General features: G+C 72.6%; 12 protein-coding genes. 11 read left to right on the top strand and 1 reads right to left on the bottom strand.

The window, feature by feature from the left end; all coding sequences use genetic code 11:
- The first annotated feature begins 82 nt into the window (after window positions 1-82).
- The 7 genes from AC07AZ_RS22765 to gatB all read left to right on the top strand — a co-directional run bounded on the left by AC07AZ_RS22765 (window position 83) and on the right by gatB (window position 9,698).
- Window positions 83-1,084, top strand: a complete 1,002-nt coding sequence (locus AC07AZ_RS22765; protein WP_478850501.1) for a methionine synthase — start codon at window positions 83-85, stop codon at window positions 1,082-1,084.
- 15 nt (window positions 1,085-1,099) lie between these two features.
- Window positions 1,100-3,292, top strand: coding sequence for an NAD-dependent DNA ligase LigA (gene ligA, locus AC07AZ_RS22760; protein WP_478850499.1), 2,193 nt, complete (start codon window positions 1,100-1,102; stop codon window positions 3,290-3,292).
- Between the two features lie 258 nt (window positions 3,293-3,550).
- Window positions 3,551-5,791, top strand: a complete 2,241-nt coding sequence (locus AC07AZ_RS22755) for a putative bifunctional diguanylate cyclase/phosphodiesterase (protein ID WP_478850497.1) — start codon at window positions 3,551-3,553, stop codon at window positions 5,789-5,791.
- Window positions 5,792-6,131: 340 nt separating this feature from the next.
- Window positions 6,132-6,428 carry an Asp-tRNA(Asn)/Glu-tRNA(Gln) amidotransferase subunit GatC gene (gatC, locus tag AC07AZ_RS22750; RefSeq protein ID WP_018531282.1) on the top strand — a complete coding sequence of 99 codons (297 nt, stop codon included), beginning with the start codon at window positions 6,132-6,134 and terminating at the stop codon, window positions 6,426-6,428.
- Between the two features lie 7 nt (window positions 6,429-6,435).
- Complete coding sequence (gatA, locus tag AC07AZ_RS22745) at window positions 6,436-7,929, top strand: Asp-tRNA(Asn)/Glu-tRNA(Gln) amidotransferase subunit GatA (RefSeq protein WP_478850494.1); 1,494 nt, start codon at window positions 6,436-6,438, stop codon at window positions 7,927-7,929.
- Complete coding sequence (locus AC07AZ_RS22740; RefSeq protein WP_356042466.1) at window positions 7,926-8,168, top strand: hypothetical protein; 243 nt, start codon at window positions 7,926-7,928, stop codon at window positions 8,166-8,168. Before gatA ends, AC07AZ_RS22740 begins: the two co-directional genes overlap by 4 nt.
- A 15-nt stretch (window positions 8,169-8,183) precedes the next feature.
- A complete protein-coding gene (gene gatB / locus AC07AZ_RS22735) occupies window positions 8,184-9,698 on the top strand; it encodes an Asp-tRNA(Asn)/Glu-tRNA(Gln) amidotransferase subunit GatB (protein ID WP_478850492.1) in 1,515 nt (504 codons plus the stop codon).
- Window positions 9,699-9,760: 62 nt separating this feature from the next.
- Here the strand turns inward: gatB and AC07AZ_RS22730 are convergent, their stop codons facing one another.
- A complete protein-coding gene (locus AC07AZ_RS22730; RefSeq protein ID WP_478850490.1) occupies window positions 9,761-10,564 on the bottom strand; it encodes a methyltransferase domain-containing protein in 804 nt (267 codons plus the stop codon).
- A 129-nt stretch (window positions 10,565-10,693) separates the two neighbouring features.
- Here AC07AZ_RS22730 and AC07AZ_RS22725 point away from each other — a divergent pair, with 129 nt between their 5' ends.
- From AC07AZ_RS22725 to AC07AZ_RS22710, 4 genes are all read left to right on the top strand, one after another.
- Window positions 10,694-11,062 (top strand): hypothetical protein, encoded by a 369-nt coding sequence (locus AC07AZ_RS22725; RefSeq protein ID WP_478850488.1) that lies wholly within the window; start codon window positions 10,694-10,696, stop codon window positions 11,060-11,062.
- Window positions 11,063-11,252: 190 nt separating this feature from the next.
- Window positions 11,253-13,490, top strand: coding sequence for an MMPL family transporter (locus AC07AZ_RS22720; RefSeq protein ID WP_478850486.1), 2,238 nt, complete (start codon window positions 11,253-11,255; stop codon window positions 13,488-13,490).
- A gap of 153 nt (window positions 13,491-13,643) precedes the next feature.
- Complete coding sequence (locus AC07AZ_RS22715; protein WP_478850484.1) at window positions 13,644-14,288, top strand: hypothetical protein; 645 nt, start codon at window positions 13,644-13,646, stop codon at window positions 14,286-14,288.
- 196 nt (window positions 14,289-14,484) lie between these two features.
- Window positions 14,485-14,670 carry a hypothetical protein gene (locus AC07AZ_RS22710; protein WP_478850482.1) on the top strand — a complete coding sequence of 62 codons (186 nt, stop codon included), beginning with the start codon at window positions 14,485-14,487 and terminating at the stop codon, window positions 14,668-14,670.
- Window positions 14,671-14,784: the final 114 nt, after the last annotated feature.

Genomic DNA, 14,784 nt, shown 5'->3' with positions numbered 1-14,784 from the left:
CGCTGACCCACCGGGTACCGCGGCGCTGGGAAAGCCGGGGTCCGGGGGCCGCGCACCCGGGAAACCTCCGTAGGCTTCCCACGTGAACGCACACCTCAGTCTCGGCCCCGCCACCGGCATCGGCTCCATGCCCGGGGGCGACGCCATTGAAGCCGCCAAGACCGTCACCGGGTCCGTCGAGGCCTTCCCCTTCCTGGCCGAACTCCCCGCCCGGGGACCTGGCGCGGACATGATCGGGCGCACCGCCGGGCTGCTCGTCGAGCTCTACGCGCGCGTGGAGCCCAGCGGCTGGCGGCTCGGTGACCGGCCGGGCCGGGACACCCGGCGGGCCCGCTCCTGGCTCGGCGAGGACCTCGACGCGCTGGAGCAGTTCACCCAGGGCTACCAGGGCCCGCTCAAGGTGCAGGCCGTCGGCCCCTGGACGCTGGCCGCCGCGCTGGAGCTGCGCAACGGCGAGGTCGTCCTGTCCGACCCCGGCGCCTGTCGCGACCTGGCCGGTTCGCTCGCCGAGGGGCTGCGGACGCACCTGGAGGAGATCGCGCGTCGGGTGCCCGGCGCGCAGGTCGTGCTCCAGCTCGACGAGCCTTCCCTGATGAACGTACTGCGGGGACATGTGAGGTCCGCGAGCGGCTACCGCACCCACCGCGCCGTCGACCGGCAGGCCGTCGAGGCCACCCTGCGGGACGTCGTCGCCGTGCACGGCGACGGTCCGGTCGTCGTCCACTCCTGCGCGCCGGACGTGCCCTTCGCCCTGCTGCGCCGGGCGGGTGCGGCGGCGGTCTCCTTCGACTTCTCCCTGCTCACCGAGCGTGACGACGACGCGATCGGGGAGGCGGTGGAGGACGGCACCCGGCTGCTCGCCGGTGTCGTGCCCGGCACCGACGCCGCGTTGTCAGACCCGGCCGGTAGCGTCATGGGTGTCAGGACGCTGTGGCGCAGGCTGGGGCTGCGACCGGGGCTTCTCGCGGAGGCGGTGACCCTCACCCCGTCGTGCGGACTCGCGGGGGCCTCCCCGGAGTACGCGCGCCGGGCCCTCGCCCACTGCGTCCGGGCGGCGAGATCCCTCGCGGACAACCCAGAGTAACGGGAGGACCACACGGTGGCCGGCGACAAGCAGGCGGAGACGACGGTGCCCGCCGAGGCACGGGAGAAGCACGCGCAGCTCGCTGAGCAGATCGAGGAGCACCGCTTCCGGTACTACGTGAAAGACGCCCCGGTCGTCAGCGACGCCGACTTCGACCGGCTGCTGCGCTCGCTGGAGGCGCTGGAGGAGGAGTATCCGGAGCTGCGCACGCCCGACTCGCCCACCCAGAAGGTGGCGGGCGCCTACGCGACGGAGTTCACCTCCGTCCAGCACCCCTCGCGCATGCTCTCCCTCGACAACGCCTTCAGCGACGAGGAGCTGGCCGCCTGGGCCGAGCGCGTCGCCAAGGACGTGGGCGCCTCCCCGCACCACCTCCTGTGCGAGCTGAAGGTCGACGGCCTCGCCGTCAACCTCACCTACGAGCACGGCCGCCTCACCCGCGCCGCCACCCGCGGTGACGGCCGTACGGGTGAGGACATCACCCCCAACGTCCGCACCATCGCGGAGATCCCCGAACGGCTGCACGGCGACCGCGTCCCGGACCGGGTGGAGATCCGCGGCGAGGTCTACTTCCCGATGGAGAAGTTCGAGGAGCTCAACGCCCGCCTGGTGGGGGCCGGTGACAAGCCCTTCGCCAACCCGCGCAACGCGGCGGCCGGTTCCCTGCGCCAGAAGGACCCCCGCGTCACCGCCACCCGCCCCCTGCACATGGTCGTGCACGGCATCGGGGTCCTGGAGGGCTACACCGGCCTGACCCGTCTCTCCCAGGCGTACGACCTGCTGAAGACCTGGGGCCTGCCCACCTCCCCGCACAACAGGGTGGTCGACGGACTCGACGGCGTACGGGAGTTCATCGCGCACTACGACGAGCACCGCCACTCGGTGGAGCACGAGATCGACGGCGTGGTGGTCAAACTCGACGAGATCCCGCTCCAGGGACGCCTCGGCTCCACCTCCCGCGCACCGCGCTGGGCGATCGCCTACAAGTACGCGCCGGAGGAGGTCAACACCAAGCTCATCAACATCCGGGTCGGGGTCGGACGCACCGGCCGCGTCACCCCGTACGCCCAGGTCGAACCCGTCACGGTCGCCGGCTCCGAGGTCGAGTTCGCCACCCTGCACAACCAGGACGTCGTCAAGGCCAAGGGCGTCCTCATCGGTGACACGGTGGTGCTGCGCAAGGCCGGCGAGGTCATCCCGGAGATCCTCGGCCCGGTCGTCGACCTGCGCGACGGCAGCGAGCGGGAGTTCGTCATGCCGTCCGAGTGCCCCGAGTGCGGCACACCGCTGGCGCCCTCAAAGGAGGGCGACGTCGACCTGCGCTGCCCCAACGCCCGCACCTGCCCGGCCCAGCTGCGGGAGCGGCTGTTCTACCTCGCCGGCCGCAAGGCGCTCGACATCGACCACTTCGGCTACGTCGCCGCAGCCGCCCTGACCCGGCCGCTGGAGCCCGCCGAGCCGCCGCTGAAGAACGAGGGCGACCTCTTCGACCTCACCGTCGAACAGCTGCTGCCCATCAAGGCGTACGTCCGTGACCAGGACAGCGGCCTGCCCAAGCGCGACCCGAAGAGCGGCGAGGAGAAGGTCGCCACCGTCTTCGCCAACCAGCAGGGCGAGCCGAAGAAGAACGCGCTCGCGATGCTGGACACCATCGCCGCGGCCAAGGAGAGCCCCCTCGCCCGCATCCTCACCGGCCTGTCGATCCGTCACGTCGGCCCGGTGGCCTCCGAGGCGCTGGCCCGCGAGTTCCGTTCCATCGACCGCATCCAGCAGGCATCGGAAGAGGAACTGGTCGCCGTCGACGGGGTGGGGGAGATCGTGGCCAAGGCGGTCAAGGAGTGGTTCGCCGTGGACTGGCACCGCGAGATCGTCGCCAAGTGGAAGGCCGCCGGCGTCCGCATGGAGGACCAGGGTTCCGGCGAGGACGAGGGCCCCCGGCCGCTCGACGGCATGACCCTCGTGGTCACCGGCACCCTCGAACGCTTCACGCGCGACGCCGCCAAGGAGGCACTGCAGAGCCGGGGCGCGAAAGTAACCGGATCGGTCTCCAAGAAGACCTCGTTCGTCGTCGTGGGTGACAACCCCGGTTCGAAATACGACAAGGCGATGCAGCTCAAGGTTCCCGTCCTGAACGAGGACGGCTTCCAGGTCCTGCTGGACCAGGGGCCGGACGCGGCGGCCGAAGTCGCGCTTCCGACCCAGGAGTAGCGGTTGAAGGCCACCCGATCGGCGCATACCAGATGCATACGGGTGGCAGGGCGGCATTCGGGCAACCGTCGCCGACCGCTGCCCGTGGAAGCCTTCTGCGGCCTACTGTTGAGGGGTGCGCCCGCCGTGCCCGGCCGCGGTCGGGGCAATCCTCTGCTCCCGGAGGGCGGGGGAAGGGATGCCGAACGCGGCGCCGTTGACGGATGCAGGGCACCGGGCCGCGTGGCGTGGGCACCGCCGGTTGTGAGAGGGACGGGAATGGAACCGACCGAGAGCGCCGCCCCGGACTCCTGGCTGCGCGTGCGCCGGATGGCCGGCGCACTGCGCGAGAGCCGGTGGCCCGGGCGGCCTCCGGAGCGTCCGGGCGCCGCCGGACGCACGGCCGGACGGCACCCCGTGGTGGACGGCCACGGCGCCGCGCACCTCGCCCCCGGACACGGACTGCCGGGCGCAGAGCCCGAACGGCACCCGTCCTGGCCCGCGCTGCCCGCCGCAGTCGTCGCGGCCGCCGGCATCGTCCTGGGCGCCGGCTTCTACCGGGGCTTCCGCGGGGACCAGGCGCTCTTCCCGTCCGGCACGGTGGGCTGGTCCCTGGCCGTGCTCACCGGCGTCATCGTCGGCCACCTGGTCGCGCTCGGCCGCGCCCGCTGGTGGGGCGGCACCGGCTCCGGCGCCGCCCTCACCCTCGCCGGCCTGCTGCTGTACGGCTGGGTGCCGGCCGGCATGGTCAGCCTCACCGTCGTCGTCCTGGTCGGTATAGCCAGGCGCCACCGCTGGCGGCAGGGCCTGCTGCACGGCGCGATGGACATCCTCGGCATCGGCGCCGGCGCCCTGGTGCTGGCCTCCTTCGGCCGGGTGCCGTCCGTCGAGCACCCCTGGAACCCCGACACCTGGACCGTCGGCACCGCTCCCGAGGTGGTGCTCGTCGCGGTCGCCTATCTCGCGGTGACCCGGGTCCTGCTCTGGTACCTGTACGCCCCGCGCGGCGGTCTGCCCACCGTGGCCCGCACCGCCCTGGTCCGGCAGGGACTCCTCGCGGTCGCGCTGCTCGGCATCGCCCCGCTGATCTGTGTCGTCGCCGCCGCCATGCCGATCCTGCTGCCGCTGTTCGCCATCCCCCTCATCGCCCTCGACTCCACCCTCTGGATAGCCAGGGCCCGCGCCGAGGAGCAACTGCGCGACCCGCTCACCGGCCTGCCCAACCGTCAGTGGCTGCTGGAACGCATCTGGACCGCGCTGGACGACGCCGAGCGCATCGACGCCCGCGCCGCTCTGATGCTGATAGACCTCGACCGTTTCCGGTCGGTCAACGACACCCTGGGGCATCTCGCGGGTGACCGGCTGCTGCTGCAGATAGCGGACCGGCTGCGCCTGGCGCTGCCGCGCGGGGCGGAGGCCGCGAGGCTCGGCGGTGACGAGTTCGCCGTCTTACTGCCGGTCGCCGACTCCACGACCTCCGCGACCCGCATCGCCCGCGGTCTCGTGGGCGCGCTCAGCTCCCCGCTCGACCTCGACGGCCTGACCCTCGTCCTGGAGGCGAGCGCGGGAGTGGCCGTCTTCCCCGACCACGCCCTCGACGCCGAAGGACTGCTCCGGCGCGCGGACGTGGCGATGTACCAGGCGAAGCGGGACCGCACGGGCGTCGAGGTCTACGAGTCCAAGCGGGACTCCAACACGCCGGACCGGCTCGGACTCCTCGGCGACCTGCGCCGGGCCCTGGACGCGCACGAGGTCCAGCTGCACTACCAGCCCAAGGTCCGCTTCGACGGCCAGGTCGCCGGGCTTGAGGCACTGGTCCGCTGGGTCCATCCCGAGCGCGGGAAGGTACCGCCGGACGAGTTCATAGCGATCGCCGAGTCCTCGGGGCTGATGCCCCACCTCACCGAGTACGTGCTGGACACGGCGCTCGCCCAGGTCGCCCGGTGGCGGGCCCAGGGCCTGTTCGTGCCGGTCGCCGTCAACGTCTCCCCGCGTGACGTGCACACCCCCGGGTTCGCCGGCTCGGTGGCCGCCCGGCTCGCCCGCCACGGGGTCCCGGCGGGATCGCTGCAGCTGGAGATAACCGAACACGTACTGCTCGAGGACCCGCAGCGGGCCGCCGACACCCTGGCCGGACTGACCGGGCACGGCGTGAAGATGTCCCTGGACGACTTCGGGACGGGCTACTCCTCGCTGGTGCACCTGCGCCGGCTCCCGGTCAGCGAACTCAAGATCGACCGCTCGTTCGTCGCCCGGCTGGCCGTCGACACCGAGGACGCGGAGATCGTCCGCTGCACGGTCGACCTCGCCCACTCGCTGGGCCTGGTCGTGGTCGCCGAGGGCGTCGAGGACGACGAGACCTGGGAACGACTGCGGGACCTGGGCTGCGACGCCGTACAGGGCTGGCTGGTGGCGGCCGCGATGCCGGCGGAGGAGGCCACGGCCTGGCTGCTGGCGCGGGGCTCACGCGGCTGGCAGCGCCCGCGCGCGGCCCTGCCGGCGGTGGTGACCGACGACTGACTTTCCCCTCCGGCCGGCCGGCCGTTCAGCGCAGGCGCAGGCGCAGGCCAGACACAGACGCAGGCCAGGCGCAGGCGCACCGTGAGCGTCTCCTGTGCCGGACGCTCGACGTAGGCGGCCGTGAGGCTCCGGGGCGGGCGGGTGCCGTCGGCGACCCCGGGCGGCGGACGAGTACGGTCCGCGCGCCGCGTATCCGCCTCCCCGGCGCGGTCCCGGAGAGCCGCTTTTGAGGTGAACCACCCGGTGGTGGGAACCGGTCGCGGCAAACCGTTTAACGGGCACGGCCCGCGGCCCCATAGGATTGGGCCCACCACACACACTCACCCCAGAGGAACGCCGCATGCCTGGCATCACGCGCGAGGAGGTCGCCCACCTCGCCCGGCTGGCGCGTCTGGAGCTGAAGCCCGAAGAGCTCGACCACTTCGCGGGACAGCTGGACGACATCATCGGCGCGGTCGCCCGCGTCAGCGAGGTCGCCGACCAAGACGTACCGCCGACCTCCCACCCGCTGCCGCTGACGAACGTCATGCGCGCGGACGAGGTCCGTCCCTCGCTCACCCCCGAGCAGGCGCTCTCCGGCGCCCCGGCCCAGGAGCAGCAGCGTTTCAAGGTGCCGCAGATCCTGGGGGAGGACTAACACCACCATGACGGACATCATCAAGCTCACCGCCGCCGAGATCGCCGCGAAGGTCGCCTCCGGCGAGCTCACGGCCGTCGAGGTCACCGAGGCCCACCTGGCCCGGATCGAGGCCGTCGACGAGAAGGTGCACGCCTTCCTGCACGTCGACCGCGAGGGCGCCCTCGCCCAGGCGCGCGCCGTCGACGAGAAGCGGGCCCGGGGCGAGCGGCTCGGTCCGCTGGCCGGCGTCCCGCTCGCGCTCAAGGACATCTTCACCACCGAGGGCATCCCGACGACCGTCGGCTCCAAGATCCTCGAAGGCTGGATCCCGCCGTACGACGCGACGCTCACCAAGCGGCTGAAGGCCGCCGACGTCGTCATCCTCGGCAAGACCAACATGGACGAGTTCGCCATGGGGTCCTCCACCGAGAACAGCGCCTACGGCCCGACCGGCAACCCCTGGGACCTCACCCGGATCCCCGGCGGCTCCGGCGGCGGTTCCTCCGCCGCGCTCGCCTCCTACCAGGCCCCGCTGGCCATCGGCACCGACACCGGCGGTTCCATCCGCCAGCCGGCCGCCGTCACCGGCACGGTCGGCGTGAAGCCGACCTACGGCGCGGTCTCCCGCTACGGCATGGTCGCCTTCTCCTCCTCCCTCGACCAGGGCGGCCCCTGCGCCCGCACGGTCCTGGACGCGGCGCTGCTGCACGAGGTCATCGCCGGCCACGACCCGCTCGACTCGACGTCGATCGACGCCCCGGTCCCGCCGGTCGTCGAGGCCGCCCGCAACGGCAGCGTCGCCGGGATGCGCGTCGGCGTCGTCAAGCAGTTCCGCGGCGAGCACTACCAGGCCGGCGTCATGCAGCGGTTCGACGAGTCCGTCGCGCTGCTGAAGGAGCTGGGCGCGGAGATCGTCGAGCTGGACTGCCCGTCCTTCGACCTGGCGCTGTCGGCGTACTACCTGATCGCGCCGTCGGAGTGCTCCTCCAACCTCGCCCGCTTCGACGGCCTGCGCTACGGCGTACGCGTCGGCGACGACGGCACGCACTCCGCCGAGGAGGTCACCTCCCTGACCCGCGAGGCCGGCTTCGGCCCCGAGGTCAAGCGCCGCATCATGCTGGGCACCTACGCCCTGTCCAGCGGCTACTACGACGCGTACTACGGCAGCGCCCAGAAGGTCCGCACGCTCATCAAGCGGGAGTTCGACGCGTCCTTCGAGAAGGTCGACGTGATCGTCTCCCCGACGACGCCGACCACCGCCTTCCCGATCGGCGAGCGCGCCGACGACCCGATGGCGATGTACCTCGCGGACCTGTGCACCATCCCGACCAACCTGGCGGGCAACGCGGCCATGTCGCTGCCCTGCGGTCTCGCGCCGGAGGACAACCTCCCCGTCGGTCTCCAGATCATCGCCCCGGTGCTGAAGGACGACCGTCTCTACAAGGTGGGGGCCGCCGTCGAGGCCGCCTTCGTGGAAAGGTGGGGTCACCCGCTGATCGAGGAGGCTCCGTCGCTGTGAGCAAGGCACTGTCCAAGGCCAAGGGATTCAAGAAGTCGAAGTCCGGCCTGTACCTGTCCATGGCCACCACCGCGTTCGGCGCGGTCGCCGTCGCCAAGCAGGCCAAGCTGGCCCGCACCGACAACGACACCCTGCGCCTGATCGACGCGGCCGTGTCCGCCGCCGCCATCGCCACCGGCCTCGCCATCCTCTACCGCGAGCTGAAGCGGCTGGGCGACGACGACGTCCTGCTGGGCTGAGAGGGAAGTTTCACCGTGACCACCACGATCGACCTGGTGTCGTACGAGGACGCGCTGGCGTCGTACGACCCCGTCATGGGCCTGGAGGTCCATGTCGAACTCGGCACCAGGACCAAGATGTTCTGCGGCTGTTCCACCGAGCTGGGCGCCGAGCCCAACTCGCAGACCTGCCCGGTCTGCCTCGGCATGCCCGGCGCGCTCCCGGCCGTCAACGCGATCGGCGTCGAGTCCGCGATCAAGATCGGTCTCGCGCTGAACTGCGAGATCGCCGAGTGGTGCCGCTTCGCCCGGAAGAACTACTTCTATCCGGACATGCCGAAGAACTTCCAGACCTCCCAGTACGACGAGCCGATCGCCTTCAACGGCTACCTCGACGTGCAGCTGGAGGACGGCGAGAGCTTCCGCGTGGAGATCGAGCGCGCCCACATGGAGGAGGACACCGGCAAGTCGCTGCACGTCGGCGGCGCCACCGGCCGTATCCACGGCGCGTCCCACTCCCTGCTGGACTACAACCGCGCCGGCATCCCGCTCATCGAGATCGTCACCAAGCCGATCGAGGGCGCGGGCGAGCGCGCTCCCGAGGTCGCCCGGGCGTACGTCCGTGAGCTGCGGGAGCTGATCCGGGCGCTCGGTGTCTCCGAGGCCCGGATGGAGATGGGCCAGATGCGCTGCGACGTGAACCTGTCGCTGCGCCCGCACGGCCGGGAGAAGTTCGGCACGCGTTCCGAGACGAAGAACGTGAACTCGCTGCGGTCCGTGGAGCGTGCGGCCCGTTTCGAGATCCAGCGGCACGCCGCCGTACTGAACGGCGGCGGCACGATCATCCAGGAGACCCGCCACTTCCACGAGGACACGGGGTCCACGACCTCGGGCCGCGTGAAGGAGGAGGCGGAGGACTACCGCTACTTCCCCGAGCCGGACCTGGTGCCGGTGGCCCCCTCGCGCGAGTGGGTCGAGGAACTGCGCGCCGGGCTCCCGGAGATGCCGCTGGCCCGCCGTAACCGGCTGCTCGGAGAGTGGGGCATCAGCGCCACCGAGATGCAGGCCATCCTCAACGCCGGTGCCCTGGACACGATCGTCGCCACGATCGAGGCCGGTGCGGACGCCGCCTCCGCCCGCAAGTGGTGGATGGGTGAACTCGCCCGCAGCGCCAACGAGTCGGGCACCTCGCTGGACGAACTGGCCATCACGCCGGAGCAGGTCGCCCGGGTCACCGCGCTGGTCACGGCCGGCGACCTGAACGACAAGCTGGCCCGCCAGGTCATCGAGGGCGTGCTGGCCGGCGAGGGCACCCCGGACGAGGTCGTCGACAAGCGCGGCCTGAAGGTCGTCTCCGACGAGGGCGCGCTCACCACCGCCGTCGAGGAGGCCATCGCCGGCAACCCGGGCGTCGCGGACAAGATCCGCGGCGGCAAGGTGGCCGCGGCCGGCGCCCTGGTCGGCGCGGTCATGAAGGCGACCCGCGGTCAGGCCGACGCGGCCCGCGTCAAGGAACTGATCCTGGAGAAGCTGGGCGTGGCCGAAGGCTGAGCCGCTTCCCGAACGCCCCTGGGGGGACGCGCCGTTCGCGGTACGTCCCCCCAGGTGTGTGTTCAGACGCGGCGGCCGACGAGCCGTACGAATCCCAGTGCGCGGCCCTGGTCCGCGCGCAGCATCTCCACGCACCGGCCGGCCATTCGCACATGGAAGTCGTCGGTGCTCTCCTCGGCGACGACCTCGCTCCACAGCAGCCAGTCCCGCCAGCCGTCCGGCTGCCAGTCGGCGGCCTCCACCTCGACGGCCCCGCCGCGCGTCCAGTGGCGGCGCCACCAGCCGGGGGAGTGGAAGCACCAGAAGTCGGGCTCCCACCACGGTTCGAGGTGTTCCGGCGGCTCGGTGCCGGCGGGCTCCTCCCGCAGCGCCGGTACGACGACGCCGATCCGCCCGCCCGGCTTCAACAGCCGGGTGAGGGTGGGCAGATACAGGTCGTCGGTGCCGAAGTACTGGTAGGCGTCGACGGACACGACGGCGTCGAAGGTGCCGTCGCCGAAGGGCAGGTCGTGCGCCTCGGTGTGCACCGGCAGCACACGGTCGCCGACGCCCGCCTCGGCGACGCGTACGGCGTTGTCCTCGGGCCGCACCCACAGGTCGGCCGCGGTGACCTGGACGTCGTACTCCCGGGCGAGGAAGACGGACGTCATGGCGCGGCCGCAGCCCAGGTCGAGGACGCGTGCGCCGGGCGCCAGCTCCGCCAGGCCGAGGGCGGGGGCCAGCCACTCCAGCAGCCACAGGGCGTGCGGGCCCATCTGGTTCTCGATGGTCCAGCGCACGTCGTAGCGGCCGCTGCGCGGGTAGCGGGGGAGGGTCAGACGGTCAGTGAGGCGGTCGTTCGGGGTCCGCGATGTGTCGGGGGACATCGGTGAACGGGCTCCTTGTGATCTTCGTAGTGGAAGGAAATGCGTAGGAGCTCGGTCGGACCTTCAAAAAACGCACCCGCTTCGGTCGACGGCGAGGAGCCGGGGACGGCTGACGCGCGGAAGCTAGCAGTGGTCGGGGTCGCGCCGCACCCGGTTTCCCGGCCGGGCGCGCGGCCCTCGCCCGCCGGGAGCGCGCGCGGCGATTCCCGGGCCCCCGGCGGGGCCGGGCCGGCGGACGCCGTGGACGCGGCCGAGGACGCCCGGCGGGCCCGCTGGACGGCGGCCGGCACCGGGGTGCTGCTGGCCCTCGCCGGGCTGGCCGCGGCCCTGGTGCGGGCCACCGGCACCGCTCCGGTGCTCGTGCCCGCCGCCTACGCCTCTGGCGCCTCGGTGTGCGCGGTCGCCGCGGTGCTGGGCTCGCGGGGGCACACCCGGCGGGCGCTGTGGCTGCTGGTGGCCGGGGCGATGGTGATGGCGCTGGGGGATCAGTTCGACTGAGGTGACAGAGGTGTCGTTACTGTCCTGTGATCTGCCTCGCACTCCCGTGAATACGCGCACGAATGCGATAAACGATCATTTCTGCCTGCAAGAGTGGTGCTCGCATCGCTCATGCGTTCTTTGCGGGCCGTTCATGTCGTGAACCACTGTTCCCGGTCAAAGATCCACACATCCCCCCGGGAGCACGTTCGTGGCAGCCCTCGCCCGCTGGTGTGTCCGCCACCGCCTCCTCGCGGTGCTGGTCTGGCTTCTCGCCTGCGGCGGGGTGAGCACCGCCGCCGCCGTCGCCGGCTCCGCGTACTCCGACGACTACGAGGTCCCCGGCACCGAGTCGGGCCGTGCGGCCCAGCTGCTCCAGCAGGGCTTCCCCGGACTGGGCGGTGACAGCGACACGGTCGTGTGGCACACCACGGCGGGGACCGTCCGCGCCGCCGCCGTCGAGCAGACGATGACCGCGACCCTGGACACGATCGCGGACCTGCCCGGAGTGGCCTCGGTCACCGGCCCCTACCAGGGCCGGGGCGCGAGCCGGATCAGTGCCGACGCGCACACCGCGTACGCCACGGTCGTCTTCGAGCACCGGGCCGAGGACGTCACCGCGGCCCAGGCGCGGGCGGTCGTCCACACGGCCACGGCCGCCGCCGGTGACGGCCTCCAGGTCGAACTGGGCGGTAGCGCCGTCGCGCTGACCGAGTCCTCCGGCGGGCACCTCGCAGAGATCGTCGGCGTGGTCGTCGCCGCCGTCGTCCTGCTCCTCGCCTTCGGCTCGCCCGCCGCCTCCGCGCTGCCCATCGCGACCGCGCTGGTCGGCGTCGGCACCGCGTACGCCGCGACCGGGCTGCTCGGACACGCCATGACCGTCGCCGACTTCGCGCCCATGCTCGGCATGCTGATCGGCCTGGGCGTCGGCATCGACTACGCGCTGTTCATCGTGACCAGACACCGGCGCGGGCTCAAACGAGGGCTCACCGTCGCCGAGGCGGCCACCGACGCGGTGGCCACCACCGGACGCGCCGTCGTCTTCGCGGGCGCCACGGTGTGCATCGCGCTGCTCGGCATGCTCATCCTGCGGCTGAGCTTCCTCAACGGCGTCGCCGTCGCCGCCTCGCTGACCGTCGTCCTGACGGTCGCGGCCAGTGTCACCCTGCTCCCCGCGCTGCTGTCCCTCGTCGGGACGCGCGCCCTGAGCCGGCGCGAGCGGCGCCACCTGGCCGAGCACGGGCCGCGGCCGGAGCTGCCGACCGGGTTCGCCGCCCGCTGGTCGGCGTTCGTGGAGCGCCACCCGAAGGTCCTCGGCGCCGTCGCCCTGGCCGTCATGGCCGTGCTCGCGCTGCCCGCCTTCTCCCTCCACCTCGGCTCCTCGGACCAGGGCAACGACCCGAAGGCGTCCACCACACGGCAGGCGTACGACCTCCTCGCCAAGGGTTTCGGACCGGGCGTCAACGGCCCGTTGACACTGGTGACGCGCGTCGGCGGCGCCGAGGACAAGCTCGCCCTCGACAACCTCGACGCCACCGTCCGCACCACCGAGGGCGTCGCCTCGGTGACCCCCGTGACCTACGGCACCGGCACCGCGTACTTCACGATCGTCCCGGAGTCGGCGCCCCAGTCGCGGCGGACCAGCGAGCTCGTCGACCGGCTGCGCACCGAGGTGCTGCCCCGCGCCGAGACCGGCACCTCGCTCGACCTGCACGTCGGCGGGGTGACAGCCGGCTACGACGACTTCGCCGACGTCGTCGTCGGCAAACTGCCGCTGTTCGTCGGGGTCGTCGTCGGCCTGGGCTGCCTGCTGCTCCTGCTGGCCTTCCGGTCCGTCGGGATACCGCTGAAGGCCGCCGCGATGAACGTCGTCGCCGTGGCCGCCGCCTTCGGGGTGGTCGTCGCGGTCTTCCAGTGGGGCTGGGGCAGCGAACCGCTGGGGCTGGGCCGCCCGGGCCCGATCGAGCCCTTCCTGCCCGTGATCATGGTGTCGGTGCTGTTCGGGCTCTCCATGGACTACCAGGTCTTCCTGGTCGGCCGGATGTACGAGGAGTGGCTGGAGACCGGCGACAACCGGCGGGCCGTCCGGGTCGGCCTCGCCGAGACCAGCCGGGTCATCAACTCCGCCGCGGTCATCATGATCTCCGTGTTCCTGGCCTTCGTGCTCAGCGGCGACCGGGTGATCGCCATGTTCGGCATCGCCCTCGCCTCCGCCGTCGCCCTGGACGCGTTCGTCCTGCGCACCCTCCTGGTGCCGGCCCTCATGCACCTGCTCGGCGGCGCCAACTGGTGGCTGCCGCGCCGGCTCGACCGGTACCTGCCCCGCATCAGCATCGAACCGCCTCAGTGCCGGGCCGCCCACGAGAGGCCGGCCGCCGCGAGGGACGCCGAGGCTGCGGACGTACTGGCGGGGGAGCGGCAGCCGGACACCCGCGACCTCCCCGGGTGACGGCGGGCCGGAGCCGTGCCCGCTCTGGTCCGCCCCACGCCGACGGGTTCGTGGCGCGCCGGAAGGGGCGGCCGCTCTCCGCCCCGGCCGGCGCGGGTCCGCGCACAGGGGTCATTAAGGAACCTCTCAGACTCCGTCCGTACGGTGCGGAGCATGGGAACCGAGACAGTGGACGAGACCGGCGCCGCAGCCGGCGCCGAGGCGACGACCGACAAGGAGCAGGCGAAGGCCACCAGGACCGACGAGGCCACGCGGACCGGGGCCCCGGCGACGGGCCCGGCGGCCGCCGCGACCCCGGGTGAGGCCGCCTCGGCCGGCGCCGACGACACGGACACCCCCGAGGACGACGCCGACGACACCGAGGACGACGTCCTCGCCGCAGGCCCGACCGGCGACCAGGGTTCGGCCGGTGTCGGCCAGGGCGCCGGCGCGGTGGTCTCCGCCGCGCTCGGCCTCGTCTCGCTCACCGGTGGCTGGATCGCCACCGTCGCCGCCGCCCGCCAGACGCTCGTCGGACAGCTCAAGACCTCGTCGGGCGCGAGCGTCGCCACCCAGGTCAAGGAGATCTACGGCGACGCCTGGCACACCACCGCGCTGTGGGGCGGCCTGTTCGCGCTGGCCGCGCTGATCGTCGGCGTCGTCGTCCTCGCCCGGCCCGCGTTCGGCGCCCCGGGCAGGCCGCAGGCGCCGTGGATCAAGTCGGTGGCCTGGGGCGGCGTCGCGCTCGGCGTCATCGGCCTGCTCCTGGCCGTCCTGAAGTACACCGACCTCCTGCTCGGCCTGCCGTCGGCGACCTGAGAAACAGCCGCTCCTGAGGGGTCTTAGGGCGTCCGTAAGCACCTTACGGACGGACCTGAGGCCCCTCCGCCACGTCTAAGGCCCCCCACGCCGCGGAAGATGCGGAACTCTCCCGATGTGGCGGACCCCCCTGGCGGACGAAGGTTGAGGCATCGCACCGAGCGAGACCGAGACCGACTCTCCCAGAGGACACACCATGTACGAGTACGAGCTCCAGCAGCTGCGTTCCGCCGAACTGATCCGCCGGGCCGACAACGAGCGGCTGGCCCGCGAGGTCGTCCGCGGCCGCCGCGCCGCCCGCCGCGAGGCCGCCCGGCAGGGCGCCGAGGGCGAGGTGCATACCGGCCGTCCGCGCCGGCCCCGGTTGCCGCGCACCGCGTGAGCGCCGGAGCACGACGGCCCGGCCGTACGGCACCGGCGGCCGACCACGGCCCGCCGCTCCTCCCCGCGGCGGCCGTGCCGGCCGTCCTCGCGAAAACCGGTGCACCGCCGGCGG

This window comes from Streptomyces sp. NPDC043878, from assembly GCF_056435735.1.
This window is presented reverse-complemented; position numbering and strand designations above follow the sequence as displayed.